This window comes from Geopseudomonas sagittaria (assembly GCF_900115715.1).
In the GTDB taxonomy this organism is placed as follows: domain Bacteria; phylum Pseudomonadota; class Gammaproteobacteria; order Pseudomonadales; family Pseudomonadaceae; genus Geopseudomonas; species Geopseudomonas sagittaria.
Map to the genome: position 1 here is coordinate 20,912 of NZ_FOXM01000022.1, position 23,947 is coordinate 44,858.

Sequence of the window (23,947 nt, forward strand, 5' to 3'; positions counted from 1 at the left end):
TTTAGGAGCACGCCATGAATTTCCTCGATGGGTCCCTGTTCGTCGAAAACATGCAGAAACTGGTCATCACCGCCGCGCCCTACGGCCCGGAATGGCAGCCGTCCGACTTCCCGGAAGACATTCCGGTATCGCTCGACGCCCAGATCCAGAAGGCCGTTGACTGCTACAACGCCGGCGCCACCGTGCTCCACGTGCATGGTCGCGAAGCCGACGGCAAGGGCTCCAAGCGCCTGTCCTTCACCAACCAACTGGTCGCCGGTATCCGCGAAGCCTGCCCGGACATGATCCTGCAGATCGGCGGCTCGATCTCCTTCGCCCCGGAAAACGACGGCGACGTCGCCAAGTGGCTGTCCGACGACACCCGCCACATGCTCGCCGAGATCAAGCCGACCCCGGACCAGGTGACCATCGCTATCAACACCAACCAGATGAACGTGGTCGAGCAGATGTGCGCCGCGGACGTCAAGGGCACCTCGCTGGATGTCGGTACCGCCGGCTACGCCGCCTACCGCGAGATGACCATCCCGGCCGGTCCGGAGTGGGTCGAGGAGCACATCAAGCGTTTGTCCGCCAACAAGATCCAGACCCACTTCCAGCTGGCCAACATCGCCCAGCTGGAAACCGTCGAGCGCATGATGCGCCGCGGCGTGTGCAACGTGCCGCTGATCCTCACCTGGGTGGCCATCGGCGGCGGCTTCGAGGCGCCGAACCTCTACAACCTGGCCAACTTCGTGCGTGCCTGCCCGGATGGCTCGGTGCTGACCCTGGAAACCTCCATGCTCAACACCCTGCCGCTGAACATGATGGCCATGGCCCTGGGCCTGCACGTGCGTTGCGGCATCGAGGACAACATCTGGACCCAGCGCCGCGAGCGCAAGATGACCACCGTCGAGCAGATTGAGCAGCTGGTGCGCATTTCCCGCGAGTTCGGCCGCGAAATCGCCAACGGCCAGGAGGCTCGCGAGATCTACAGGATCGGCACTTTCTACAAGGACGCTGACGAGACCCTGGCCAAGAACGGCTTCGCGCCGAACCGCAAGCCGGGGCAGGTGGGCTTCACCCAGCACGGCTGATTCCCTGAACGGCCAGCGCTGAGACTGGCCGGACCTTGGCCGGTGCGTGCGCCAGGACCTGCGAGAGACTCGCCGGACCTGCCGCAGGCACCGGCTTTTTTTCGTCCGGCGCGGCGCAACGGGTGAATCGACGGCGACTGTCATGAAATGAAAAGTCACTGTCGCCTGATGAGAAGCGCAGGCCGGGGCAACTCCCTAAATTCCCTACAACACGAGCGGTATTGCTCAACAAGAATGCATTGGGGGAGACAAACATGGCCAAAGCCGTACGCTTCTATGAAACCGGGGGTCCCGAAGTCCTGCGCTACGAGGAGGTCGAGGTCGGCGAGCCCGGCCCCGGTCAGGTCCGCCTGCGCCATGTGGCGGTCGGCCTGAACTACGCCGACACCTACTTTCGCAACGGCACCTACCCGATCCCTCTGCCCAACGGCATGGGCGTGGAAGCGTCCGGCGTGGTCCAGGCGGTGGGCGAGGGTGTGACCAACGTGGCGGTGGGCGATCGCGTCACCTACACCGGCTTCCTCAACACCCTCGGCGCCTACTCGACCGAGCGCCTGATCCCGGCCGCGCCGCTGATCAAGCTGCCGGAAACCATCGCCTTCGAGACCGCCGCGGCGATGACCATGCGCGGCCTGACCTCGGCCTACCTGATGCGTCGCATCCACGACTTCAAGGCCGGCGACACCATCCTGCTGCACGCCGCCGCCGGCGGCGTCGGCCTGATCGTCGCGCAGTGGGCCAAGCTGCTCGGCCTCAACGTGATCGGCACCGTGTCCAGCGACGCCAAGGCCGAAGTGGCCCGCGCCCACGGCTGCGACCACACCATCAACTACAGCCACGAGGATGTCGCCAAGCGCGTGCGCGAGCTGACTGATGGCGTGGGCGTCAACGTGGTGTTCGACAGCGTCGGCAAGAGCACCTTCATGGCCTCGCTGGACTCGCTCAAGCGCCGCGGCCTGCTGGTCTGCGTCGGCACCGCCTCCGGCCCGATCCCGGCCTTCGACCCGGTGCTGCTGGCGATGAAGGGCTCGCTGTACCTGACCCGTCCGGCGCTGGCCGACTACATCGCCGACCCGGCCGAGAAGGCCGACCTGGCTGGCGAGCTGTTCGACCACGTCGGCAGCGGCCGCATCAAGATCGAGATCAACCAGCACTACGCCCTGCAGGACGCCGTGCAGGCCCACCGCGACCTGGAGTCGCGCAAGACCACCGGATCGTCGATCTTCGTCATCTGAGGAGGCCAATGCCATGCAAGTCGAACAACTGACCTGCGCCATCGGCGCCGAGCTGGTCGGCGTCAAGCTGGCCGACGCCATCCACGACGACGGCCTGTTCGCCGAGATCCGTGCCCAGCTGCTCAGGCACCGCGTGCTGTTCCTGCGCGACCAGGACATCAGCCGCGCCGAGCACGTGGCCTTCGCCCGCCGCTTCGGCGAGCTGGAGGATCATCCGGTGGCCGGCAGCGACCCGGAGCATCCGGGCCTGGTGCAGATCTACAAGCGTCCCGACCAGCCGATGGACCGCTACGAGAACGCCTGGCACACCGACGCCACCTGGCGCGAGGCGCCGCCGCTGGGCTGCGTGCTGCGCTGCGTGGAGTGCCCGCCGGTGGGCGGCGACACCATGTGGGCCAACATGGTGCTGGCCTACGACAAGCTGCCGGCCGACGTGAAGGCGAAGATCGAGGGCCTGCGCGCCCGCCACAGCATCGAGGCCAGCTTCGGTGCGGCCATGCCGATCGACAAGCGCCTGGCGCTCAAGGCCCAGTACCCGGACGCCGAGCACCCGGTGGTGCGCACCCATCCGGAAACCGGCGAGAAGGTACTGTTCGTCAACGCCTTCACCACCCACTTCAGCAACTACCACACCCCCGAGCGCGTGCGCTTCGGCCAGGACGCCAACCCCGGCGCCAGCGAGCTGCTGCGCTACCTAGTCAGCCAGGCGTACATCCCCGAGTACCAGGTGCGCTGGCGCTGGCAGCCGAACAGCGTGGCGATCTGGGACAACCGCAGCACCCAGCACTACGCCGTCATGGACTACCCGGCCTGCCATCGCAAGATGGAGCGCGCCGGGATCATCGGCGACAAGACTTTCTGATTCCCCCCCTACGTGCACGCACCTTGCGCCCGCCGGCTCGCCCCGGCGGGTGGCAACAACAAAAAGACCGAGGACCACAACATGCAATTCTTCGACGATTCCCTGCACCCCGAAAACATGGAGAAGGTGGTCATCACCGTCGCTCCTTACGGCCCGGAGTGGATGCCCGAGGACTTCCCGGAGGACATCCCGCTGACCATGGACGAGCAGGTGCAGAAGGCCGTCGACTGCTACGAGGCCGGCGCCACAGTGCTGCACCTGCACGTGCGCGAGCTGGACGGCACCGGATCCAAGCGCCTGTCCAAGTTCAACGAGCTGATCGCCGGCGTGCGTGAGGCCGTGCCGGACATGATCATCCAGGTCGGCGGCTCGATTTCCTTCGCCCCGGAAGGCGAGGGCGAGGCCGCCAAGTGGCTGAGCGACGACACCCGCCACATGCTGGCCGAGCTGACCCCGAAGCCGGATCAGGTCACCGTGGCGATCAACACCACCCAGATGAACATCATGGAGCTGCTCTATCCGGAATACCTGGAAGGCACCTCCCTGGCCAATCCGGCCTACCAGGCCGCCTACAGCGAGATGACCGTGCCGGCCGGTCCGGCCTGGGTCGCCGAGCACCTCAAGCGCCTGTGTGCCAACGGCATCCAGCCGCACTTCCAGCTGACCGGCATGCACGCTCTGGAAACCCTCGAGCGCCTGGTGCGCAAGGGCGTCTACATGGGCCCGCTGAACCTGACCTGGATCGGCATCGGCGGCGGCTTCGACGGCCCCAACCCGTTCAACTTCTTCAACTTCATCCACCGCGCGCCGGACGGTTGCACCCTGACCGCCGAGTCGCTGCTGAAGAACGTGCTGCCGTTCAACATGATGGCCATGGCCATGGGCCTGCACCCGCGTTGCGGCATCGAGGACACCATCGTCGGCCAGCACGGCCAGCGCATGACCTCGGTCGAGCAGATCCAGCAGTGCGTGCGCGTCGCCCACGAACTGGGCCGCGAAGTGGCCAACGGCAAGCAAGCGCGCGAGATCTACCGCATCGGCGTGCAGTACGACAGCATCGAGGAAACCCTGCTGGCCAACGGCATGGCGCCGAACCGCAAGGCGGGGCAGAAGGGCGTGCCGCAGCGCGGCTGATCCTGGGAGGGGCGGGGGGCCAGAGGCTTCCCGACCCCTCTACGCTCCATAGAGGTTGCGCAAAGGCTTCACCCTGCAGCGAAGCCTTTGCAGAACCCGGTCAGGCATGACCCATAACAATAATTACCTTCGCCAGACAGATAAAGGAGGCAGCATGGCCGCCTACCACCCGACCGCCGATGACGGCGAAGACACCTCGATCGGCATCCCGCGCCGCTATGCCTGGATCGTCTTCGCCCTGACCTTCGGCCTGCTGATCTCCGACTACATGTCACGGCAGGTGCTCAACGCCGTGTTCCCCCTGCTGAAGGGCGAGTGGGCACTCTCCGACAGCCAGCTCGGCCTGCTCAGCGGCATAGTCGCGCTGATGGTCGGCCTGCTGACCTTCCCGCTGTCGCTGCTCGCCGACCGCTTCGGCCGGGTCAAGAGCCTGGCATTCATGGCGGTGCTGTGGAGCCTGGCGACCCTCGGCTGCGCGCTGGCGCAGGACTACCAGCAGATGTTCGTCGCCCGCTTCCTGGTCGGCGTCGGCGAGGCCGCCTACGGCAGCGTCGGCATCGCCGTGGTGGTCTCGGTGTTCCCCCGCGAGATGCGCGCCACCCTGTCCGGCGCGTTCATCTCCGGCGGCATGTTCGGCTCGGTGCTGGGCATGGCCCTCGGCGGGGTGATGGCCCAGCACTTCGGCTGGCGCTGGGCGTTCGCCGGCATGGCGCTGTTCGGCCTGGCCCTGGCGCTGCTCTATCCGGTCATCGTGCGCGAGGCGAAGATCGCCCCCCGGCGGTTGGCCGACGCCGCCAGCCAGGCGGCCCTCAAGGCCCAGCGCCCGCTGCGCACCCTGTACTCCAGCCGCTCGGTGCTGTCCGCCTACATCGGCAGCGGCCTGCAGCTGTTCGTCGGCGGCACCGTGATCGTCTGGATGCCCAGCTACCTGAACCGCTACTACGGGATGGGCACCGACAAGGCCGGCGCCGTGTCAGCGATCATCGTGCTGTGCAGCGGTATTGGCATGGTCCTCTGCGGCATGCTCAGTGACCGCCTGTGCCGCAACCGTCCTGACCGCAAGATCGCCCTGGCCATCGCCTACTGCCTGGGCAGCTGCCTGCTGCTGTCGCTGGCCTTCGCCCTGCCGGTCGGCTCCGCCCAGCTGGTGATGATCTGCCTGGGCATGCTGATCGCCGCCGGCACCTCCGGCCCGGCCGGCGCCATGGTCGCCAACCTGACCCACTACACCGTGCATGGCACCGCGTTCGCCACCCTGACCCTGGCCAACAACCTGCTGGGCCTGGCCACCGGGCCGCTGATCACCGGCAAGGTGTCCGACCTGATCGGCCTGGACAACGCCTTCCAGCTGGTGCCGCTGGTCAGCATCGCGGCGGCGGCAGTGTTCTTCTACGCCAAGCGCCACTACCACAACGACATGGCCCGCCTGCAGGGCGAGGGCGTCGAGGAAACCGCCACCGAAGCGGCACTGGAGGCCCAGTCGTGAGCCAGCCGCTGCATATCGAGGTGTTCTTCGACTTCATCTGCCCCTGGTGCCTGATCGGCAAGCGCCAGCTGGAGCGCGCGCTGGCCCGTCTGCGCGCCACCCGGCCGGATGTCGAGGTCGAACTGGAGTGGCACGGCGTGCAGCTGCTGCCGGACCTGCCGGCCGCGGGCGTGCCGTTCGCCGAGTTCTACCTGCGCCGCCTCGGCAGCGAGCAGGCCGTGCGCCTGCGCCAGGCCCAGGTGCGCGAGGCGGCCGCCGCCGCCGCCGGGTTGAGCATCGACTTCGCCCGCATCGAGCGGATGCCCAACACCGGAGACGCCCATCGCCTGCTCGAGCGCGCCGCCGCCATCGGTAGCCCGGCGCAGGTCGAGGCCCTGCTGGAGCGGTTGTTCGCGGCCTATTTCCATAACGGCGAGGATCTCGGCGATCCCGCCACCCTGTTGCTCATCGCCGAAGACTGCGGCTTCGCGCCTGCTGAGCTGGTCGACAACCTGCGCGGCGATGGCTGGCCCTTCTTCGGCGACGCCGCCGGCATGGCCGGCAATGGCGTGCCCTATTTCGTCTTCGACCGCCACTTGGCGGTATCCGGCTCGCAGTCGGCCGAGGTGCTGCTCGGCGCCATGCGCGCCGCCCTGGCGCGCCGCGACGCCGAGGGACAGCTGGCATGACCGCTCGCTACGAAGTCCCCGCCGGCAAGGTGCCGGTCCCCGGTGCGCGCGCGCTGGTCGAATTCGCGGACAAGAGCCTGGCGCTGTTCAACGTCGCCGGCCAGCTCTACGCCATCGACGACGGCTGCCCGCACCAGGGCGCCTCGCTGTGTGGCGGCCGCCTGGATGGGCGGGTGATCCAGTGCTGCGCCCATGGTCTGCGCTTCGACCTGGTCAGCGGCTACCTACTCAATTCGACCGCGCTCAAGGTCGCCAGCTATCCGGTCGAGGTGCAGGACGACCGGGTGTTCATCGTCATCGCTTCCGAGGAGTCCGCGCCATGAGCGCCATCGCTCTCGTCCATGTAAACAGCCGCGTGCGCGAACTGGCGCCGGGCTTCATCGTCAGCCTGATCGCCGCCGCCGCGGCGAGCTTCCTCTCCGAGCACTACGGCGCGCCGGTGATGCTGTTCGCCCTGCTGCTCGGCATGGCGCTGAACTTCCTCTCCGTGGACGGCAAGTGCAAGGCGGGCATCGAGTTCACCGCGCGCACCGTGCTGCGCATCGGCGTGGCCCTGCTAGGCATGCGCATCACCCTGGAGCAGATCGCCGGTCTCGGCTGGAAGCCGGTGGCGTTGGTGGTGATCCTGGTGGCGGTGACCATCAGCGTGTCGGTGCTGGCGGCCAAGGCGCTCGGCTTCCAGCGCCTGTTCGGCATGCTCACCGGCGGCGCCACCGCCATCTGCGGCGCGTCGGCCGCGCTGGCGCTGGCCGCCGCGCTGCCCAACCACCCGCAGAAGGAGCGCGCCACCCTGTTCACCGTGATCGGCGTGTCGGCGCTGTCCACCCTGGCGATGATCCTCTACCCGATGATCGCCAACTGGTTCGCCCTGTCGCCGCAGGCCGCCGGGGTGTTCCTCGGCGCCACCATCCACGACGTCGCCCAGGTGGTCGGCGCCGGTTACAGCATGTCCCCGGAGACCGGCGACACCGCCACCGTGGTCAAGCTGATGCGCGTGGCCATGCTGCTGCCGGTGATCGTCACCGCCGCGATGATCACCCGCATGCAGGGCGCCGACCCCACCGGCAAGCGCCCGCCGCTGCTGCCCTGGTTCGCCGTCGGCTTCCTGATCCTCGCCTGCGTCAACAGCACCGGCTGGGTGCCGGCGGCGGTGCAGGGCGGAGTCAACGAGCTGTCGCGCTGGTGCCTGGTCGTCTCGATCAGCGCGCTGGGCATGAAGACCCAGCTCAAGGAGCTGGCCTCGGTGGGCATCAAGCCGATCCTGCTGATGGTCGGCGAGACCGCCTTCCTGGTCGCGCTGGTATTGGCGCTGATGCACTGGGTCCTGTGATCGCAGGGACGTCGTAGAGGCGAATTCATTCGCCTTGACGGGGCATGTTGGCGAATGAATTCGCCCCTACAGAGAGTTCCCAGGCTGCGGGTAATCAACAAGAAAGAGACGATGCGATGAACAAGCTTTATCCCAACTCCTACGCCGCCCTCGACGGGCTGGTCGAGGACGGCATCACCCTGGCGGTCGGCGGCTTCGGCCTGTGCGGCATTCCCGAAGCGCTGATCGAGGCGCTGCGCGAGACCGGCAAGCGCGGCTTCACCGTCATCAGCAACAACTGCGGGGTGGACGACTTCGGCCTCGGTCCGCTGCTGTACAGCCGGCAGATCGCCAAGATGATTTCCTCCTACGTGGGCGGCAACAAGGAGTTCGAGCGCCAGTACCTGGCCGGCGAGCTGGAGCTGGAATTCACCCCGCAGGGCACCCTGGCCGAGAAGCTGCGCGCCGGCGGCGCCGGCATCCCGGCGTTCTTCACCAAGACCGGCTACGGCACCCTGGTCGCCGAGGGCAAGGAAACCCGCGAGTTCGACGGCGAGTGGTACGTCATGGAGCGCGCGCTGACCGCCGATGTGGCGCTGATCAAGGGCGCCAAGGCCGACAAGGCCGGCAACCTGGTGTTCGACAAGACCGCGCGCAACTTCAACCCGCTGTGCGCCAAGGCCGGCCAGGTGTGCATCGCCGAGGTGGAGGAGATCGTCGAGATCGGCGAACTGGACCCGGACCAGATCCACCTGCCGGGTATCTACGTGCAGCGCCTGGTGCTCAATGCCAACCCGGAAAAACGCATCGAAGTCCGCACGCTTTCCAAACCGGCAGAGGGGAACTGAACATGGCCTGGACCCGCGAAGAAATGGCGCAGCGCGCCGCCCAGGAGCTGCAGGACGGCTTCTACGTCAACCTCGGCATCGGCCTGCCGACCCTGGTGGCCAACTACATCCCCGAGGGCATGGACGTCTGGCTGCAGAGCGAGAACGGTCTGCTCGGCATCGGCCCGTTCCCGACCGAGGCCGAGGTCGATCCCGACCTGATCAACGCCGGCAAGCAGACCGTCACCACCCTTCCGGGCAGCAGCTTCTTCGACAGCGCGGAAAGTTTCGCGATGATCCGCGGCGGCCACATCAACCTGGCCCTGCTCGGCGCCATGCAGGTGTCGGAGCAGGGCGACCTGGCCAACTGGATGATCCCCGGCAAGCTGGTCAAGGGCATGGGCGGGGCGATGGACCTGGTGGCCGGGGTCAGGCGCGTGGTGGTGCTGATGGAACACACCGCCAAGGGCGGCGCGCACAAGATCCTCGAGCGCTGCGACCTGCCGCTGACCGGCGTCGGCGTGGTCGACCGCATCATCAGCGACCTGGCCGTGCTGGATGTCACCGCGGCCGGCCTCAAGCTGGTGGAGATGGCGCCGGGCGTGAGCTTCGACGAACTGCAGGCCGCGACCGGCTGCACCATCCTGCGCTGATCAGTCAGCCAACCAGTCCCGTTTCACCTGCTTTCCACGGTGGCGCCCGCCTCGGGCGCTGCCGGGAAACCAACCGCTCGCCCGGCCGCGCCGCGTGGCCGGCGGGCGGCTGCCCTGGCGCAATGCCAGGCACTGCCGATCAACGGATCGGCCGCATGACCTGAGATAACAACAAGACCAGAGGGTAGGGACGATGCGAGCGAAATCATTGCTGTGTGTACTGTTTCTACTGTGTTCGCCGGTCGGGGCCGACGAGCGCAGCGCCCTGCAGTTGAGCGAGCTGGACAGCCGCAGCCAACTGCTGTGTGCCAGCGCCATGCTCTACTTCAACCCCAAGGAGCGAACGCCCGACCCGCGCCTGCTGACCTCGGTATTCCATCACCTGCAGACGCTGGAGACCGCCGTCCAGCAGCTCGGCCAGCCGGCCGTACTGGCGCAACCGCTGGGCGAGATGAAGAAGGTGTTCGCCGAGCTGGACGGCCTGCCACCGGCAGACAAGCAGCGCTATCCGGCGCTGATCCAGCAGTTGCTGGCCCACCAGTTGCAACTGCAGCAGGCCGCCGCAGCAGCCTACGCCGGTGAGCAGCGCAACCTGACCGGCGAGGCGGCGTCGCCGCTGCTCAGCGAGCAGAGCCGCGCCCTGGCCAGCTTCCTGCTGGATTACCAGCTGCGCCACTACCCGTTGCCGGGCAAGGAGCAGCTGGTCATGACGTCAGCGCGCCTGCAGGCGCTCGACCAGACCATCGAGGCCCGTTTCGCCGCGCTGCTGGCGCAGCACGCCGAGCATGCGGTTGCGCTGAGCAAGATCCACGGCAACTACCAGTTCGTGCGCGGCCAGCTGCAGCAGGACGGCAAGCGTGGCCACGGTGGCGCCGAGTTCTACCTCAGTCGCGCGGTGACCGATCTCGACGAGCTGGCGCTGACGGTCGTGCAGAACAGCCGCTGATCCCGCCGACTCCCCGCCAGCCAGCGCGGCTGGTGGGCCTGTGGCGCGTGGAGCCTCGCCGCGGCGAGGACCATCCGGCCTTGCCGCTCAGCGTTCCTTGCGCGGCACGATGTTGTGCTCGGCGCGCCAGGCCGCCGGCGGCATGCCGAACTGGGAGATGAACCAGCGGGTGAAGGAGCTGGGCATCGAGTAGCCGAGCATGTCGGCGATGCGCCCCAGCGAGTAGCCCGGGTTCTCCAGATAGCGGATCACCAGGTCGCGGCGCACGCCGTTGATCAACTCGCTGAAGGTGGCGCCGCCTTCCTCCAGGCGGCGCTGCAGGGTGCGTACGTTCATCCCCAGGCTCTCGGCGATCTGCTCGATGGTCGCGCGGCCCATCGGCAGCAGCAGGTAGATGGTCTTGCGCACGTCGAACACCACCGAATGCTCGCCTGCGGTCTGCAGCGAGTCCAGGTAGCGCTGCGCGTGGCGCGCCATGGCGGCGTTGGCCAGCGGGTTGGCGGTGTCCAGATCGGCGGCAGGGCAGACGATGCCGTTGAACTCGCTGCCGAACTCCAGTTTGCAGCCGAAGATGCGCCGGTGCACGGTCAGGTCGGCTGGCGCTTCGTGGGTGAAGTTCACGCTGAGCGGATGCCAGTGCGCGCCAAGCAGGGCGGCGCAGAAGCGATGCATCACGGCGACCGCCAGCTCGATGGCCTGGCGGCTGTGCGCCGGCCGGTCGGTGACCACTTCCTCGCGGATGATCACCGTCTTGCCGGCCTCCTCGATGTGGATCGCCAGCGACTCGTTGAGCAGGTGGCGGTACTGGACGATCACCTGCAGGGCGTCGCGCAGGGTGCGCTGGTGGCTGAGCAGCAGGCTGATCTCGCCGAAGTCCGACAGCTGGCGCAGTTCGGCCATGCGCAGGCCGAAGGTTTCGCAGCCGCTGACGCGCGCCGACTCCTCGAGCAGGCTGACCGCCGCGGCAACCGGGATGCGCTTATTGGGATCGTCCAGCTGCGAGACGCTGAGACCCGCCTGCGAGAGCAGACTCTGGCCGTTCAGGCCCAGGTGGCGGGCGACTTCCAGGTAGTTGGTGAGCACGGCGGCGCGGGCGAGGGCGGTCATCTTGTTGTTTCCCATGCTTTGTCAAATGGCGTCCCGCTACGCTGGCGGGGCCTCACTTATAGCCTTGGCGTCACGAAATGAAAAGCCATCCGCTGTCCAGCTCCCTGGCAGGCCCCCGCCAGTGGGGCAGCGCTGTCATCAAATGAAAAGTGCCTGACGCGCAATGTAAAGCGACCGGGGGGAGGGCTCTTTACTGTGGGTCTCGAAGGCTGGCTATCCAGCCGACCTCGAGATTCAGAGCAAGGGTGCCGAAGTGGAAAAACTGCAAACCGCCGCTACCGTCCTGATCGTTCCCGGCCTGCGCGACCACGTTGCCGAGCATTGGCAGACGCTGCTGGAGGCCCGCCTGGCCAAGGTCCGCTCGGTGCCGCCGCTGCAGACCGACAAGCTCAGCTGCGTCGCGCGGGTCGAGGCGATCCAGCGCGAACTGGCGCAGATCGACGGTCCGGTGATCCTAGTGGCGCACAGCGCCGGCGTGTTGATGGTAGCCCACTGGGCCGCCCGCCATCGCCACGACATCAAGGGCGCCCTGTTGGCCGCGCCGCCGGATCTCGAGGCCGCCTGGCCCGAAGGCTACCCGACACCGGACACCCTGCGCGCCAACGGCTGGGACCCGCTGCCGAGCGGCCCGCTGCCGTTCCCCAGCCTGGTCGCGGCCAGCAGCAACGACCATCTGGCCAGTCTCGAGGCGGTCGCCCGCATGGCCGACGGCTGGGGCAGCCAGCTGGTCAATGTCGGCGCGGTCGGCCACCTCAATCCGGCTGCCGGCTACGGCCCCTGGCCGCAGGCAGAAGAATTCATCGAAGTGCTGGATCGCCAGGAGGGGAGTTGCCCGGCAACCCTTTCCGCCGCAATCGGCCGCTGAATTGCCAACACCAACGTTAACAACAATAAAAATAAGCGGAGATAACGCAATGCATCACCACCAGAATCACGGCGTAAGTCCACTGCGCCTCAGTCTGCTGGCCTCGGCCATCATGCTGGCATCCGTGCCCGCCGCCCAGGCCATCGAGGTTGATACCGGCAGCGAGGACTGGGCCGTTCGCTTCGACAACACCGTCAAGTACAACTACGGCGTGCGCACCGAGAGCGCCGACAAGCGCCTGCTGGCCACGCCGAACAACAACGACGGCGACTACAACTTCCGCAAGTCCGGGACTAACATCACCAATCGCGTCTACCTGCTGTCCGAGGTGGACGTGATCTACAAGGAGTCGATGGGCTTTCGCGTCAGCGGTGCCGCTTGGTACGACAAGGCCTATGACAACACCGGTTCCAATTCCAATCCGTTCGTCAACGGCAACGGCGCCCAGTCGGGCATCAACCCGAGCCTGATGGGCCTGCCGGGCACCGGCATCCCGCTGGGCAGCCCGCACCTGAGCAACTACGCGCAGCGCTACTACAGCGGCCCGTCCGGCGAAATCCTCGACGCCTTCGTGTTCTACAAGACCGAGGTGGGCGAGCAGTCGGTGTTCAGCACCAAGATCGGCCAGCACAACCTGTTCTGGGGCGAGACCCTGCTCAACCCGGTGCACTCGCTGAGCTACGGCCAGTCGGGCCTGGACCTGGCCAAGCTGGCGGCCTCGCCGGGTACCGAAGCCAAGGAGCTGTTCGTTCCGCGCAACCAGATTTCCGCCTCCTTCCAGGTCAATCCCGAGCTGACCCTGGGCGCCCAGTACTTCCTCGATTGGGACGAGGCGCGCCTGCCGGAGGCCGGAACCTACTACGGCGGTTCCGACCTGGTCGGCGAGGGCGCACAGAGCTTCCTTCTCGGCCATACCGGCACCCCAGGACTGATTCCCGTGCGTGGCGCGCTGACCACCATCCGTCGCGGCGACGATGCGAGCCCCGACAAGCGCGGCGACTGGGGCGTGATGGCCAAGTGGTCGCCGGAGTGGCTGGACGGCACCCTGGGTGTCTACTACCGCAACAGTTCGGAGATCCTGCCGCAGGCCTGGCTCGATGCCCGCGGGCTGACCGTCGCCACGGGGCCCTTCGGCACCCCGCCCGGCAGCCAGTCGGCCGCCATCGGCAACCTGTACAACTCGCTGCAGAGCGCCACCTACCAGTTCGCCTACGCCGACGACATCGACATCTACGGCCTGAGCCTGTCCAAGGACGTCGCCGGCATCAGCGTCGGCAGCGACCTGAACATCCGCCACAACATGCCGCTGTCCAGCATTCCGGCGATTCTCAGCTCCACCAGCCCTGCTGGGCTGGGCTCGGGCTTCGGCGTGCTGCCGGACCGCTCGCCGGCCACCGGGATCATCTATACCGCGCCGAGCGACGGCAACGGCATGAGCGCCACCGGCGACACCCTGCACTGGACCCTCAACGGTCTGATGACCATGGGCGACACCCCGCTGTTCGATGCCGCCACCCTGCTGGGCGAGCTGTACTACAGCAACCTGCTCGAGCTCGATAGCGAGAACGAGGCGCTCTACAAGGGCAAGAGCAGCTACCGCGGCATCGACAAGCCGACCCGCGACAACTGGGGCATCGGCGTCAACTTCACCCCGACCTGGTACCAGGTCTTCCCCGGCGTGGACCTGAGCATGCCGGTTTCCGTCAACCTCGGCCTGGACGGCATTTCCCCGGTGCAGGGCGGCGGCGCCGAAGACACCGGCAACTACTCGATCGGCCTGAGCGCCGCGATCTACAACCAGTACTTCGTCGACCTGAAGTACGTGGATGCCTTCGGTGAAGCGGAGGCCTGCCATGACGGCCAGACCGACGGTGCCACCCCGAACGCCTTCGATGGCGAGCAGGACTACACCTGCTACGGCGGCGGCTACTCGTCCTTCTCCGGTGGTGGCTCGACCACGGAAGACCGCGGCGCGGTCTACCTGACCCTCAAGACCACCTTCTGATTCGCGTGTTTCTCAGCCTTTGAGCAGGAAAACAATAATTATGAAATTCGTGCATACCCTGATCGCTGCTTCCCTTGCCCTGGCCATCGCCGGCCAGGCCCACGCTGCCGTATCCGCTGGCGAAGCCGCCAAGCTCGGCACCAGCCTGACCAAGGTCGGCGCCGATGCGGCCGCCAGCGCCGATGGCGCCATTCCGGCCTACAAGGGCGGTTTGACCACCCCGCCGGCCGGCTTCAAGAACGGCGATAGCGTGCGCCCCGATCCCTTCGCCGGCGAGAAGCCGCTGCTGAGCATCGACGGCAAGAACGTCGACCAGTACAAGGACCAGCTGACCGCCACCACCATCGAGCTGGCCAAGCGCTTCCCGACCTTCCGCGTCGATGTCTATCCGACCCACCGCTCGGTGGCGCTGCCGCAGGCGGTGCTCGACAACACCCTGAAGAACGCCGTCAACGCCCAGTCCAAGGAAGGTGGCAGCGCGGTGGACAACGTGCTGCCGGGCATTCCGTTCCCGATCCCGAAGACCGGTGCCGAAGCGATGTGGAACTTCCTGCTGCGCTACCAGGGCGTGAGCATCTCCTCCAAGTACGACTCCTGGAACGTCGACGCCGCGGGCAAGCCGACCCTGTCCACCACCGGCCAGGCGCACATCAGCTACCCGATCTACGAGGACCTGTCCAAGCCGATCGGCGCCAAGGACACCTACTACCAGATGAAGCTGGCCTACACCGCGCCGGCCCGCCGCGCCGGCGAGGCGATCATGCTGCGTGACGCCGCCAACCCGCTGGTGCAGCCGCGCAGCGCCTGGCAATACCTGCCGGGCCAGCGCCGCGTGAAGCTGGCGCCCAACCTGGCCTACGACACCCCGAACCCGGGCACCTCCGGCTCCGGCACCTACGACGACGTGTTCGTCTTCAACGGTGCGCTGGACCGCTACGACTGGACCCTGGTCGGCAAGAAGGAGATGTACGTCCCGTACAACACCTACCAGCTGACCTACGCCAAGGATCCCAAGCAGCTGACCACGCCGAATCATCTGTCGCCCGACTTCGTGCGCTGGGAGAAGCATCGCGTGTGGGTCGTCGAGGGCAAGCTGAAGTCCGGTGCGCGGCACATCTACCACAAGCGCCGCTTCTTCCTGGACGAGGACAGCTGGGTCGCCCTGGCTTCCGACCAGTATGACGCCCGTGGCCAGCTGTATCGCGGCTCCTTCGCCTTCCTGACCCAGAGCTATGACAAGCAGACCCCGGATGCCACCCCGTTCATGATCTACGACCTGATCGGCGGCACCTACAACATCAACGGCGTGGTCGGCCCTTACGGCGGTATCCGCTACATCGAGCCGCTGTCCAAGACCCAGTGGTCGCCGGAGTCCCTGGCCGGCGCCGGTATCCGCTAAGCGCAGCGTGCAAGTCCCCCTCCGGTCGGCGCACAGCGGGTCGGAGGGGACCGTTGCGACAGCTCCCGATTCGACGCCGGGCGGCACCCCGTGCTGCCTGGTGCGGTTCCCCAAGAGGACGCGGTATGGGTTCCTTCAAGAAGTGCGCGCTGCTGGCGCTGGGCATCACGCTGGCCTCCCTGCAGGGCGTGGTCCAGGCGGCTGGATACGTGGATGTACTCGACCTGCCGGCCAAGCCGAGTGCTCTGGCGGTGCGCAGCCCGCTGCGCGATGTGGCGCAAGCGGGCGAGCGCCTGGTGGCGGTCGGCCAGCGCGGCCACATTCTCTACTCGGACAATGGCGGCAAGGACTGGCAGCAGGCCCGTGTGCCGGTGAGCGCCGACCTCAACGCGGTGCATTTCCCCACGGCCAAGCAGGGCTGGGCGGTGGGTAACGATGGCGTGGTGCTGCACAGCGCCGACGGTGGCGCCAGTTGGGTGAAGCAGCTGGACGGCCGGCAGATCGGCGAGCGGGTGCTCGCCCACTACCGCGCTCTGGCCAGTGCGGAACCGGCCAACGAGCGGTGGGCCCAGTTCGTCGCCGAAGGCCAGCGGCTGGTCGACGAGGGCGCCGACAAGCCGTTCCTCGATGTCTGGTTCGCCGACGAGCAGCGCGGCTACGCGGTCGGCGTGTTCAACCTGATCCTTGCTACCCGCGACGGCGGCCAGACGTGGGTGCCGATGCAGGACAGCACCGACAATTCGCAGGGCTTTCATCTGAACAGCATCTCGGCGGTCGACGGCGAGCTGTACCTCGCCGGCGAACAGGGTCTGCTGCTCAAGTGGGATGCCGGGCAGCAGCGCTTCGCGGCCCTGCCGACGCCCTACCAGGGCACCTGGTTCGGCGTGGTCGGCAAGCCGGGCAAGGTGCTTGCCTACGGCCTGCGCGGCCATGTGTTTCGCAGCACCGACGGTGGGCAGAGCTGGAGCCAGGTGGACACCGGGCTGCCGGTCAGCATCACCGCGGCCACCCTGGACGATGCCGGGCGCTTCTGGCTGTTCAGTCAGGCCGGTCACCCGCTGCTCAGCAAGGACGGCGGCGCGAGCTTCGCGCCGGTGGCGCAGGACAGCCTGGCGCCGGTCGCCGGCGTGGCCGTCGATCGTGCCGGTGAATTAGTGCTGGTGGGTGAGCGTGGCGTGCGCACGCTGGCCCTTCAATAAGACCCATAAGAATTACAAAAAGAGTACCTAGCGATGGCCAACATCAAGCAAGACACCATGCCGGTGATTCGCGACCTCAGCGAGTTCGATCAACGGTCCGGCAACCTGCTGGAGCGGCTGGTCTTCAATTACCGCCCGATGTTCGTGGTGTTCATGGTGCTGGTCACCCTGGTGCTGGGCTACATGGCGCTCACCCGCCTGGAGTTGCGTCCCAGCTTCGACAAGATGATTCCGCAGAGTCAGCCGTACATCCAGAACTTCCTGGAGAATCGCCAGTCGCTGCGCGGCCTCGGCAACTCGGTGCGCGTGGTGGTGGAGAACACCGAGGGCGACATCTTCGATCCCGAGTACCTGAACGTGCTCAAGGAGATCAACGACGAGCTGTTCCTCGCCGAGGGCGTCGACCGCGCCTGGATGAAGTCGCTGTGGAGCCCGGCGGTGCGCTGGACCGAGGTCACCGAGGAAGGCTTCCAGGGCGGCACGGTGATGCCCGACAACTATGCAGGTTCGCCGGCTGACATCGAGCAGTTGCGGCAGAACATCAACCGCGCCGGCATCATCGGCAGCCTGGTAGCCAAGGACCTCAAGTCGAGCATGCTGATCGTGCCGCTGCTCGACCAGGACTCGGCCACCGGCCACGGCATCGACTACCACAAGTTCTCGCGGATGCTCGAGGACAAGCTGCGCGCCAAGTACGAGTTCGCTGGCGACACCGAGGCGCTGGCGAGCGGCGAGGAGGGCAGCGGCAAGTACAAGATCCGCGTGATCGGCTTCGCCAAACTGATGGGCGACCTGATCGATGGCCTGCTCCAGGTGATGATGTTCTTCGCCCTGGCGGTGGTCACCTCGCTGGTCATCATCTACCTCTACACCCGCTGCGTGCGCAGCACCCTGCTGGTGGTGTTCTGCTCGCTGACCGCGGTGGTCTGGCAGCTGGGCATCGTCGCCTGGCTGGGCTACGCCATCGATCCCTATTCGATCCTGGTGCCGTTCCTGATCTTCGCCATCGGCGTGTCGCATGCGGCGCAGAAGATGAACGGCATCATGCAGGACATCGGCCGCGGCACCCACAAGCAGATCGCCGCGCGCTACACCTTCCGCCGCCTGTTCGTCGCCGGGGTCACCGCGCTGCTGGCCGACGCGGTCGGTTTCGCCGTGCTGATGCTGATCGACATCCCGGTGATCCAGGACCTGGCGATCACCGCCAGCATCGGCGTGGCCGTGCTGATCTTCACCTCCCTGCTGCTGATGCCGGTGGCGCTGTCCTACATCGGCGTCGGCCGCAAGGCCGCCGAGCGGGCCATGATCATCGACTCGCGGGCCGCCGAGCACCGCGGCTTCGGCAAGCTGTGGGACCTGCTCGACCTGTTCACCACGCGCAAGTGGGCGACCGGCGCCGTGCTGGTGGCGACGCTGATGGGCATCGGCGGCTTCGTGGTCAGCCTGCAGCTGAAGATCGGCGATCTCGACAGCGGCGCTCCGGAGCTGCGCGAGGACTCACGCTACAACCGCGACAACGCCTACATCACCAGCCACTACGCGCTGTCCAGCGATACCTTCGCGGTGATGATCAAGACCGCGCCGGAAGGCTGCCTGAACTACCAGACCCTGGTCCTCGCCGACCGCCTGGCCTGGGAGCTGCAGCAGCATCCGGGGGTGCAGACCACCGTGTCGCTGGTCAACGCGGTGCGCCAGATCACCGCCGGTACCTTCGAGGGCAACCCGAAGCTGAACAGCATCCAGCGCAACCAGGACATGCTGAACTACGCCGCCCAGCAGGCCTCGGTCAACGCCCCGGAACTGTTCAACACCGACTGCTCGGTGATGCCGGTGATCGCCTACCTCAAGGACCACAAGGCCGAGACCCTCGACGAAGTGGTGGCCATCGCCGACCGCTTCGCCCGCGACAACAGCACCCCGGAGCGCCAGTTCCTGCTCGCAGCCGGCAGCGCCGGCATCGAGGCGGCGACCAACATCGTGGTGCGCGAGGCCAACCGCACCATGCTGCTGTTCGTCTACCTGGCGGTGACCATCTTCTGCCTGTTCACCTTCCGCAGCTGGCGGGCGACGCTGGTGGCGCTGCTGCCGTTGGTGCTGACCTCGGTGCTGTGCGAGGCGCTGATGGTGGCGATGGGCATCGGCGTCAAGGTGGCGACCCTGCCGGTGATCGCCCTCGGCGTGGGCATCGGCGTCGACTACGCGCTGTACCTGCTCAGCGTGCAGTTGCACTACCAGCGCCAGGGCATGTCGCTGTCCGACGCCTACGAGAACGCGGTGGCCTTCACCGGCCGGGTGGTCGGCCTGGTCGGCATCACCCTGGCCGCCGGCGTGGTGGGCTGGGTCTGGTCGCCGATCAAGTTCCAGGCCGACATGGGCATCCTGCTGACCTTCATGTTCCTGTGGAACATGCTCGGCGCGCTGATCCTGATCCCGGCGCTGTCGTACTTCCTGCTGCCGGACAAGCGCACCGGCGCCGTCGCCGCCAAGCCGGTGGAGCGCGCTTCCACCTCGAGCTCCACCGAAGTCCACCCGCAAATCCACCTCAAGGTCGAAGTCTGCGCCGAGGGTGGCTTGCTACAAAACCAGCGGTGAATGGCCGGTTCGTGACTCCGTCAGCGCGCAAGCAACGGCTACGACAAAAACACAAATAAATCAGGGTGAGAGTTTCCAATGTCTGACTACAAAGCGCCCCTTCGCGACATGGATTTCGTGCTCAACGAGGTCTTCGAAGTTTCCAAACAATGGGCCGACCTGCCGGCACTGGCCGACGTGGTCGACGCCGACACCGCCAAGGCTATCCTCGAGGAGGCCGGCAAGGTCACCGCAGGGATCATCGCACCGCTGAACCGCAGCGGCGACGAAGAGGGCTGCACCTGGAGCGAAGGCGCGGTGAAGACCCCCGCCGGCTTCCCCGCGGCCTACCAGACCTACGCCGAAGGCGGCTGGGTCGGCGTCGGCGGTTCGCCGGAGTTCGGCGGCATGGGCATGCCCAAGGTGATCAGCGCCCAGGTCGAGGAGATGGTCAACTCGGCCAACCTGTCCTTCGCCCTGTACCCGATGCTGACCGCCGGCGCCTGCCTGGCGCTGCTCAACCACGGCAGCGACGAGCTCAAGGCCCAGTACCTGCCGGCCATGTACGAAGGCCGCTGGGCCGGCTCCATGTGCCTGACCGAGCCGCACGCCGGTACCGACCTGGGCATGATCCGCACCAAGGCCGAGCCGCAGGCCGACGGCAGCTACAAGGTCAGCGGCACCAAGATCTTCATCACCGGCGGCGAGCAGGATCTGTCCGAGAACATCATCCACCTGGTGCTGGCCAAGCTGCCGGACGCCCCGGCCGGTGCGAAAGGCATCTCGCTGTTCCTGGTGCCCAAGGTGCTGGTCGAGGCCGACGGCACGCTGGGCGAGCGCAACGCGGTCAGTTGCGGCTCCATCGAGCACAAGATGGGCATCAAGGCCTCGGCCACCTGCGTGATGAACTTCGACGGCGCCACCGGCTACCTGGTCGGCGAGCTGAACAAGGGCCTCAACGCCATGTTCACCATGATGAACTACGAGCGCCTGGGCGTCGGCATCCAGGGCCTGGCCCTCGGCGAGCGTTCCTACCAGAACGCCGTCGAGTACGCCCGCGAGCGCCTGCAGAGCCGCGCGCCGAGCGGCGCGCTGGCCAGGGACAAGGCGGCCGACCCGATCATCGTGCATCCGGATGTGCGCCGCATGCTGCTGACCATGAAGGCGCTCAACGAGGGCGGCCGCGCCTTCTCCAGCTTCGTTGCGCTGCAGCTCGACCTCGCCAAGTACAGCGAGGATGCCGCCACGCGCAAGCGCGCCGCGGAACTGGTCGCCCTGTTGACCCCGGTGGCCAAGGCCTTCCTCACCGACATGGGCCTGGAAACCACCATCCACGGCCAGCAGGTGTTCGGCGGCCACGGCTACATCCGCGAGTGGGGCCAGGAGCAGCTGATCCGCGACTGCCGCATCACCCAGATCTACGAAGGCACCAACGGCATCCAGTCGCTGGACCTGATGGGCCGCAAGGTGGTCGCCAGTGGCGGCAGCTACTACCAGCACCTGTCCGCGGAGATCAATGCGTTCATCGCCGGCGCCGAAACCGCGCTGGCCGAGTTCAGCGCGCCGCTGAAGGCCGCCGTGGACAACCTTGATGAGCTGACCGCCTGGGTGCTGGACAAGGCGCAGACCAACCCCAACGAGATCGGCGCCGCCTCGGTCGAGTACCTGCACGCCTTCGGCTACACCGTGTACGCCTGGCTGTGGGCGCGCATGGCCGCCGTCGCGCTGGCCAGGCAGGGCGAGGACGAGTTCTACGCCAGCAAACTCGGCACCGCGCGCTTCTACTTCGCGCGCATCCTGCCGCGCATCCACTCGCTGAGCGCCTCGGTCAAGGCCGGCAGCGACAGCCTGTACCTGCTGGACGCCGAGCAGTTCTGATCGACAGTCACGGGAGGTCGGCAACGGCCTCTCCGTTTCACAAGAACAAGAGTCAAAGAATAGAGTTGGGAGTAAAGATCATGGCGAAGACAAAAATAATTCCGCCAGCACCGGGTGCCTACGACTACTCGCTGCTGATCAAGCGCCTGCTGCTGTCCGGGGTGCGCTACCAGCCGGATCAGGAAATCGTCTACTCCGACAAGCTGCGCTATAGCTACCGCACCCTCAACGAGCGCATCCAGCGCCTGGCCAACGCGCTGAGCGCGGCCGGCATCAAGGCCGGCGACACCGTTGCCCTGCTGGACTGGGACAGCCACCGCTCGCTGGAATGCTTCTTCGCCGTGCCGATGCTCGGTGCGGTGCTGCACACGGTGAACGTGCGCCTGTCGCCGGAGCAGATCGTCTACACCATGAACCATGCCGAGGACGATATCGTCCTGGTGCATGACGACTTCCTGCCGCTGCTGGAGCAGATCCACGGCGAGCTGGCCACGGTGAAGGGCTACGTGCAGCTCACCGAGAGCAATGCCAAGGCCACGCAACTCCCGGTGGTAGGCGAGTACGAGGCGCTGCTGGCCGGCGCCGCCAGCCACTTCGAGTTCCCCGACTTCGACGAGAACTCGGTGGCGACCATGTTCTACACCACCGGCACCACCGGCAATCCGAAGGGCGTGTACTTCACCCACCGCCAGCTGGTGCTGCACACCCTCAACGAGCTGGGCACCTTCGCCGCCTACGAGGGCCAGCCGCTGCTGCGCTCCAACGACGTGTACATGCCGATCACGCCGATGTTCCACGTGCATGCCTGGGGCGTGCCCTACGTGGCCACCGCGCTGGGCGTCAAGCAGGTCTACCCGGGGCGCTACGAGCCGAACACCCTGGTCAGGCTGTACCGCGACGAGGGGGTGACCTTCTCCCACTGCGTGCCGACCATCCTGCAGATGCTCCTCGAGTGCGACGAAGGCAGGCACACCGATTTCGCCGGCTGGAAGATGCTCCTCGGCGGCAGCGCGCTGACCCTCGGTCTGGCCAGTCAGGCGAGCCTGAAGGGCATGCTCATCCATGCCGGCTACGGGATGTCCGAGACCTGTCCGCTGCTGTGCCTGACCCACCTGCGCGGCGAAGATCTGGCGCTGCCGATGGAGGAGCAGCTGCCGCAGCGCATCAAGACCGGCGTGCCGATCCCGCTGGTCGACCTGCGCATCGTCGACGGCGCGGGCAACGAGGTGCCGCACGACGGCCAGTCGCTGGGCGAGATCGTCGTGCGTGCGCCCTGGCTGACCCAGGGCTACCTGAAGGAGGCGGAAAAGGGCGCCGAACTCTGGGAGGGTGGCTGGCTGCACACCGGCGATATGGCCTCGATCGACGCGCGCGGCGTGGTGGAGATCAAGGACCGCATCAAGGACGTGATCAAGACCGGCGGCGAGTGGATCAGCTCGCTGGAGCTGGAGAACCTGATCAGTTCGCACGCGGCGGTCAACTCGGTCGCGGTGGTGGGCATTCCCGACGCGCAGTGGGGCGAGCGCCCGCTGGCCCTGGTGGTCTGCAAACCGGGCGAGAGCCTCGACCAGCAGGCCATCGAGACGCACCTGCTGCAATTCGTCGACAGCGGGCGCATCAACAAGTGGGCGATCCCACGGCAGATCCGCTTCGTCGCCGACATTCCCAAGACCAGCGTCGGCAAGATCAACAAGAGGCTGATCCGCGAGACCGAGCAGGCCGGGGCTGCATCCAGTGCATGAATGAAAACCGGTGACTGACTGGCCGCCCCTCGGGGTCCCGGTCACTGCAGGAGCACAGGCAGAAACCGGGGGAACTCCCCGGTTTCTGCGCTTGCGCAGGTCTTGCAATAACGTCACAGGGCGTTGTTGCGAAAGAGTTTCAAAAAGACGCCAATCCTGTCCAGAAACCCTCGCGCCAGAACTAGTCTGAAAGGGCCGCCGGGATGCGCTCAACCGTCCCGTACGGTCGATGCTCGTCCTTTGTCGGTCACAGCGATGTTTTCGTGGAGGACACGAGCGATGAACAGAAAAGCTTGGCTGGCGTTGATGGTTGCAGCAGTAGCGAGCCAGAGCTACGGAATGAGCGAAGAACGAGGGCTGGTTTCAATCGAGCTGGAGGCCAGCCCTCAGAATACCGCCGAGATCGGCCGGGCGACCTTGGTGGCCGAGAGGGGCAGGACGGCGATCGTCTTCGCACTCAGTGGCGCACCGTCCCATGTGACAGTGCCCCTGCATTACTACACCTACATCTATCCTGGCAGTTGCAAGGCCCTCGGCGCGCAACCTGCCTACGACATGAACAATGTCGTGCGGGTGGAAAGCTTCGGACACCTGTCGAAGCGAGTTCCGGTCGCCCTCGAGCAATTGCGGGGCGGAAACTACAGCATTGTCGTGCGCAGCAGTCCCGCCGATGGCCGTCTCGACCTTTTTTGCGGCGAGATCATCTGAGTCGCCGGCGGTGCGACCTGTAGGAAGGGAGTAAAGAGCTGCCCCTTCTCGGGGCAGCTCTCCTGCCTGGTCACATGTTGGGGTAGTTCGGCCCGCCGGTGCCTTCCGGGGTGACCCAGGTGATGTTCTGCGCCGGGTCCTTGATGTCGCAGGTCTTGCAGTGCACGCAGTTCTGCGCGTTGATCTGGAACTTCTTCTCGCCGCTTTCCAGGCTGACCACCTCGTACACCCCGGCCGGGCAGTAGCGCTGCGCCGGCTCGTCGTACAGCGGCAGGTTCTT

21 protein-coding genes are annotated in these 23,947 nt (G+C 66.6%); 19 read left to right on the plus strand and 2 right to left on the minus strand.

Going from position 1 to position 23,947, the window contains the following annotated elements:
* Window positions 1–14 precede the first annotated feature (14 nt).
* The 11 genes from BM297_RS19400 to BM297_RS19450 all read left to right on the plus strand — a co-directional run bounded on the left by BM297_RS19400 (window position 15) and on the right by BM297_RS19450 (window position 10,193).
* The gene (locus BM297_RS19400; RefSeq protein WP_092434886.1) at window positions 15–1,073 is read left to right on the plus strand and encodes a beta-keto acid cleavage family enzyme; all 1,059 of its coding nucleotides are present in this window, start codon (window positions 15–17) and stop codon (window positions 1,071–1,073) included.
* 254 nt (window positions 1,074–1,327) lie between these two features.
* Window positions 1,328–2,308, plus strand: a complete 981-nt coding sequence (locus tag BM297_RS19405) for a quinone oxidoreductase family protein (protein WP_092434888.1) — start codon at window positions 1,328–1,330, stop codon at window positions 2,306–2,308.
* Between the two features lie 13 nt (window positions 2,309–2,321).
* Window positions 2,322–3,170: a TauD/TfdA dioxygenase family protein gene (locus BM297_RS19410; protein WP_092434890.1), complete on the plus strand. Its 849-nt coding sequence runs from the start codon at window positions 2,322–2,324 to the stop codon at window positions 3,168–3,170.
* An 81-nt stretch (window positions 3,171–3,251) separates the two neighbouring features.
* Window positions 3,252–4,304, plus strand: a complete 1,053-nt coding sequence (locus BM297_RS19415; protein WP_092434893.1) for a beta-keto acid cleavage family enzyme — start codon at window positions 3,252–3,254, stop codon at window positions 4,302–4,304.
* 154 nt (window positions 4,305–4,458) lie between these two features.
* Window positions 4,459–5,790: an MFS transporter gene (locus tag BM297_RS19420; protein ID WP_092434896.1), complete on the plus strand. Its 1,332-nt coding sequence runs from the start codon at window positions 4,459–4,461 to the stop codon at window positions 5,788–5,790.
* Window positions 5,787–6,458 (plus strand): DsbA family oxidoreductase, encoded by a 672-nt coding sequence (locus tag BM297_RS19425; RefSeq protein ID WP_092434898.1) that lies wholly within the window; start codon window positions 5,787–5,789, stop codon window positions 6,456–6,458. The genes BM297_RS19420 and BM297_RS19425 overlap by 4 nt, the downstream gene beginning before the upstream one ends.
* Window positions 6,455–6,781 carry a Rieske (2Fe-2S) protein gene (locus BM297_RS19430; protein ID WP_092434900.1) on the plus strand — a complete coding sequence of 109 codons (327 nt, stop codon included), beginning with the start codon at window positions 6,455–6,457 and terminating at the stop codon, window positions 6,779–6,781. The genes BM297_RS19425 and BM297_RS19430 overlap by 4 nt, the downstream gene beginning before the upstream one ends.
* Entirely contained in the window at window positions 6,778–7,788 is a 1,011-nt protein-coding gene (locus BM297_RS19435) for a YeiH family protein (protein ID WP_092434902.1), read from the plus strand. Before BM297_RS19430 ends, BM297_RS19435 begins: the two co-directional genes overlap by 4 nt.
* A gap of 116 nt (window positions 7,789–7,904) precedes the next feature.
* Window positions 7,905–8,615 carry a CoA transferase subunit A gene (locus BM297_RS19440; RefSeq protein WP_092434904.1) on the plus strand — a complete coding sequence of 237 codons (711 nt, stop codon included), beginning with the start codon at window positions 7,905–7,907 and terminating at the stop codon, window positions 8,613–8,615.
* A gap of 2 nt (window positions 8,616–8,617) precedes the next feature.
* Window positions 8,618–9,247, plus strand: coding sequence for a CoA transferase subunit B (locus BM297_RS19445; RefSeq protein WP_092434906.1), 630 nt, complete (start codon window positions 8,618–8,620; stop codon window positions 9,245–9,247).
* A gap of 193 nt (window positions 9,248–9,440) precedes the next feature.
* Window positions 9,441–10,193 carry a hypothetical protein gene (locus tag BM297_RS19450; protein ID WP_139231091.1) on the plus strand — a complete coding sequence of 251 codons (753 nt, stop codon included), beginning with the start codon at window positions 9,441–9,443 and terminating at the stop codon, window positions 10,191–10,193.
* A gap of 87 nt (window positions 10,194–10,280) precedes the next feature.
* Here BM297_RS19450 and BM297_RS19455 read toward each other — a convergent pair whose 3' ends face one another.
* Window positions 10,281–11,300 (minus strand): AraC family transcriptional regulator, encoded by a 1,020-nt coding sequence (locus BM297_RS19455; RefSeq protein WP_092434910.1) that lies wholly within the window; start codon window positions 11,298–11,300, stop codon window positions 10,281–10,283.
* A 253-nt stretch (window positions 11,301–11,553) separates the two neighbouring features.
* On the opposite strand from BM297_RS19455, the gene BM297_RS19460 reads away from it, so the two are divergent.
* The 8 genes from BM297_RS19460 to BM297_RS19495 all read left to right on the plus strand — a co-directional run bounded on the left by BM297_RS19460 (window position 11,554) and on the right by BM297_RS19495 (window position 23,667).
* Window positions 11,554–12,165: an RBBP9/YdeN family alpha/beta hydrolase gene (locus tag BM297_RS19460; RefSeq protein ID WP_092434912.1), complete on the plus strand. Its 612-nt coding sequence runs from the start codon at window positions 11,554–11,556 to the stop codon at window positions 12,163–12,165.
* Window positions 12,166–12,214: 49 nt separating this feature from the next.
* Window positions 12,215–14,170: a DUF1302 domain-containing protein gene (locus BM297_RS19465; protein ID WP_092434914.1), complete on the plus strand. Its 1,956-nt coding sequence runs from the start codon at window positions 12,215–12,217 to the stop codon at window positions 14,168–14,170.
* A gap of 40 nt (window positions 14,171–14,210) precedes the next feature.
* Window positions 14,211–15,569 carry a DUF1329 domain-containing protein gene (locus BM297_RS19470; RefSeq protein ID WP_092434916.1) on the plus strand — a complete coding sequence of 453 codons (1,359 nt, stop codon included), beginning with the start codon at window positions 14,211–14,213 and terminating at the stop codon, window positions 15,567–15,569.
* Between the two features lie 125 nt (window positions 15,570–15,694).
* On the plus strand, window positions 15,695–16,768 hold the full coding sequence (locus BM297_RS19475; RefSeq protein ID WP_092434917.1) for a WD40/YVTN/BNR-like repeat-containing protein: 1,074 nt from the start codon (window positions 15,695–15,697) through the stop codon (window positions 16,766–16,768).
* Between the two features lie 33 nt (window positions 16,769–16,801).
* On the plus strand, window positions 16,802–19,360 hold the full coding sequence (locus BM297_RS19480) for an efflux RND transporter permease subunit (protein ID WP_092434919.1): 2,559 nt from the start codon (window positions 16,802–16,804) through the stop codon (window positions 19,358–19,360).
* A gap of 78 nt (window positions 19,361–19,438) precedes the next feature.
* The gene (locus BM297_RS19485) at window positions 19,439–21,217 is read left to right on the plus strand and encodes an acyl-CoA dehydrogenase C-terminal domain-containing protein (RefSeq protein WP_092434921.1); all 1,779 of its coding nucleotides are present in this window, start codon (window positions 19,439–19,441) and stop codon (window positions 21,215–21,217) included.
* An 80-nt stretch (window positions 21,218–21,297) separates the two neighbouring features.
* A complete protein-coding gene (locus BM297_RS19490) occupies window positions 21,298–22,959 on the plus strand; it encodes a fatty acid--CoA ligase (protein WP_092434923.1) in 1,662 nt (553 codons plus the stop codon).
* 279 nt (window positions 22,960–23,238) lie between these two features.
* Complete coding sequence (locus BM297_RS19495; protein ID WP_139231092.1) at window positions 23,239–23,667, plus strand: hypothetical protein; 429 nt, start codon at window positions 23,239–23,241, stop codon at window positions 23,665–23,667.
* Between the two features lie 70 nt (window positions 23,668–23,737).
* Here the strand turns inward: BM297_RS19495 and BM297_RS19500 are convergent.
* Window positions 23,738–23,947, minus strand: a 210-nt coding sequence (locus BM297_RS19500; protein WP_175526692.1) for a 4Fe-4S dicluster domain-containing protein, incomplete at its 5' end; no start/stop codon positions are given.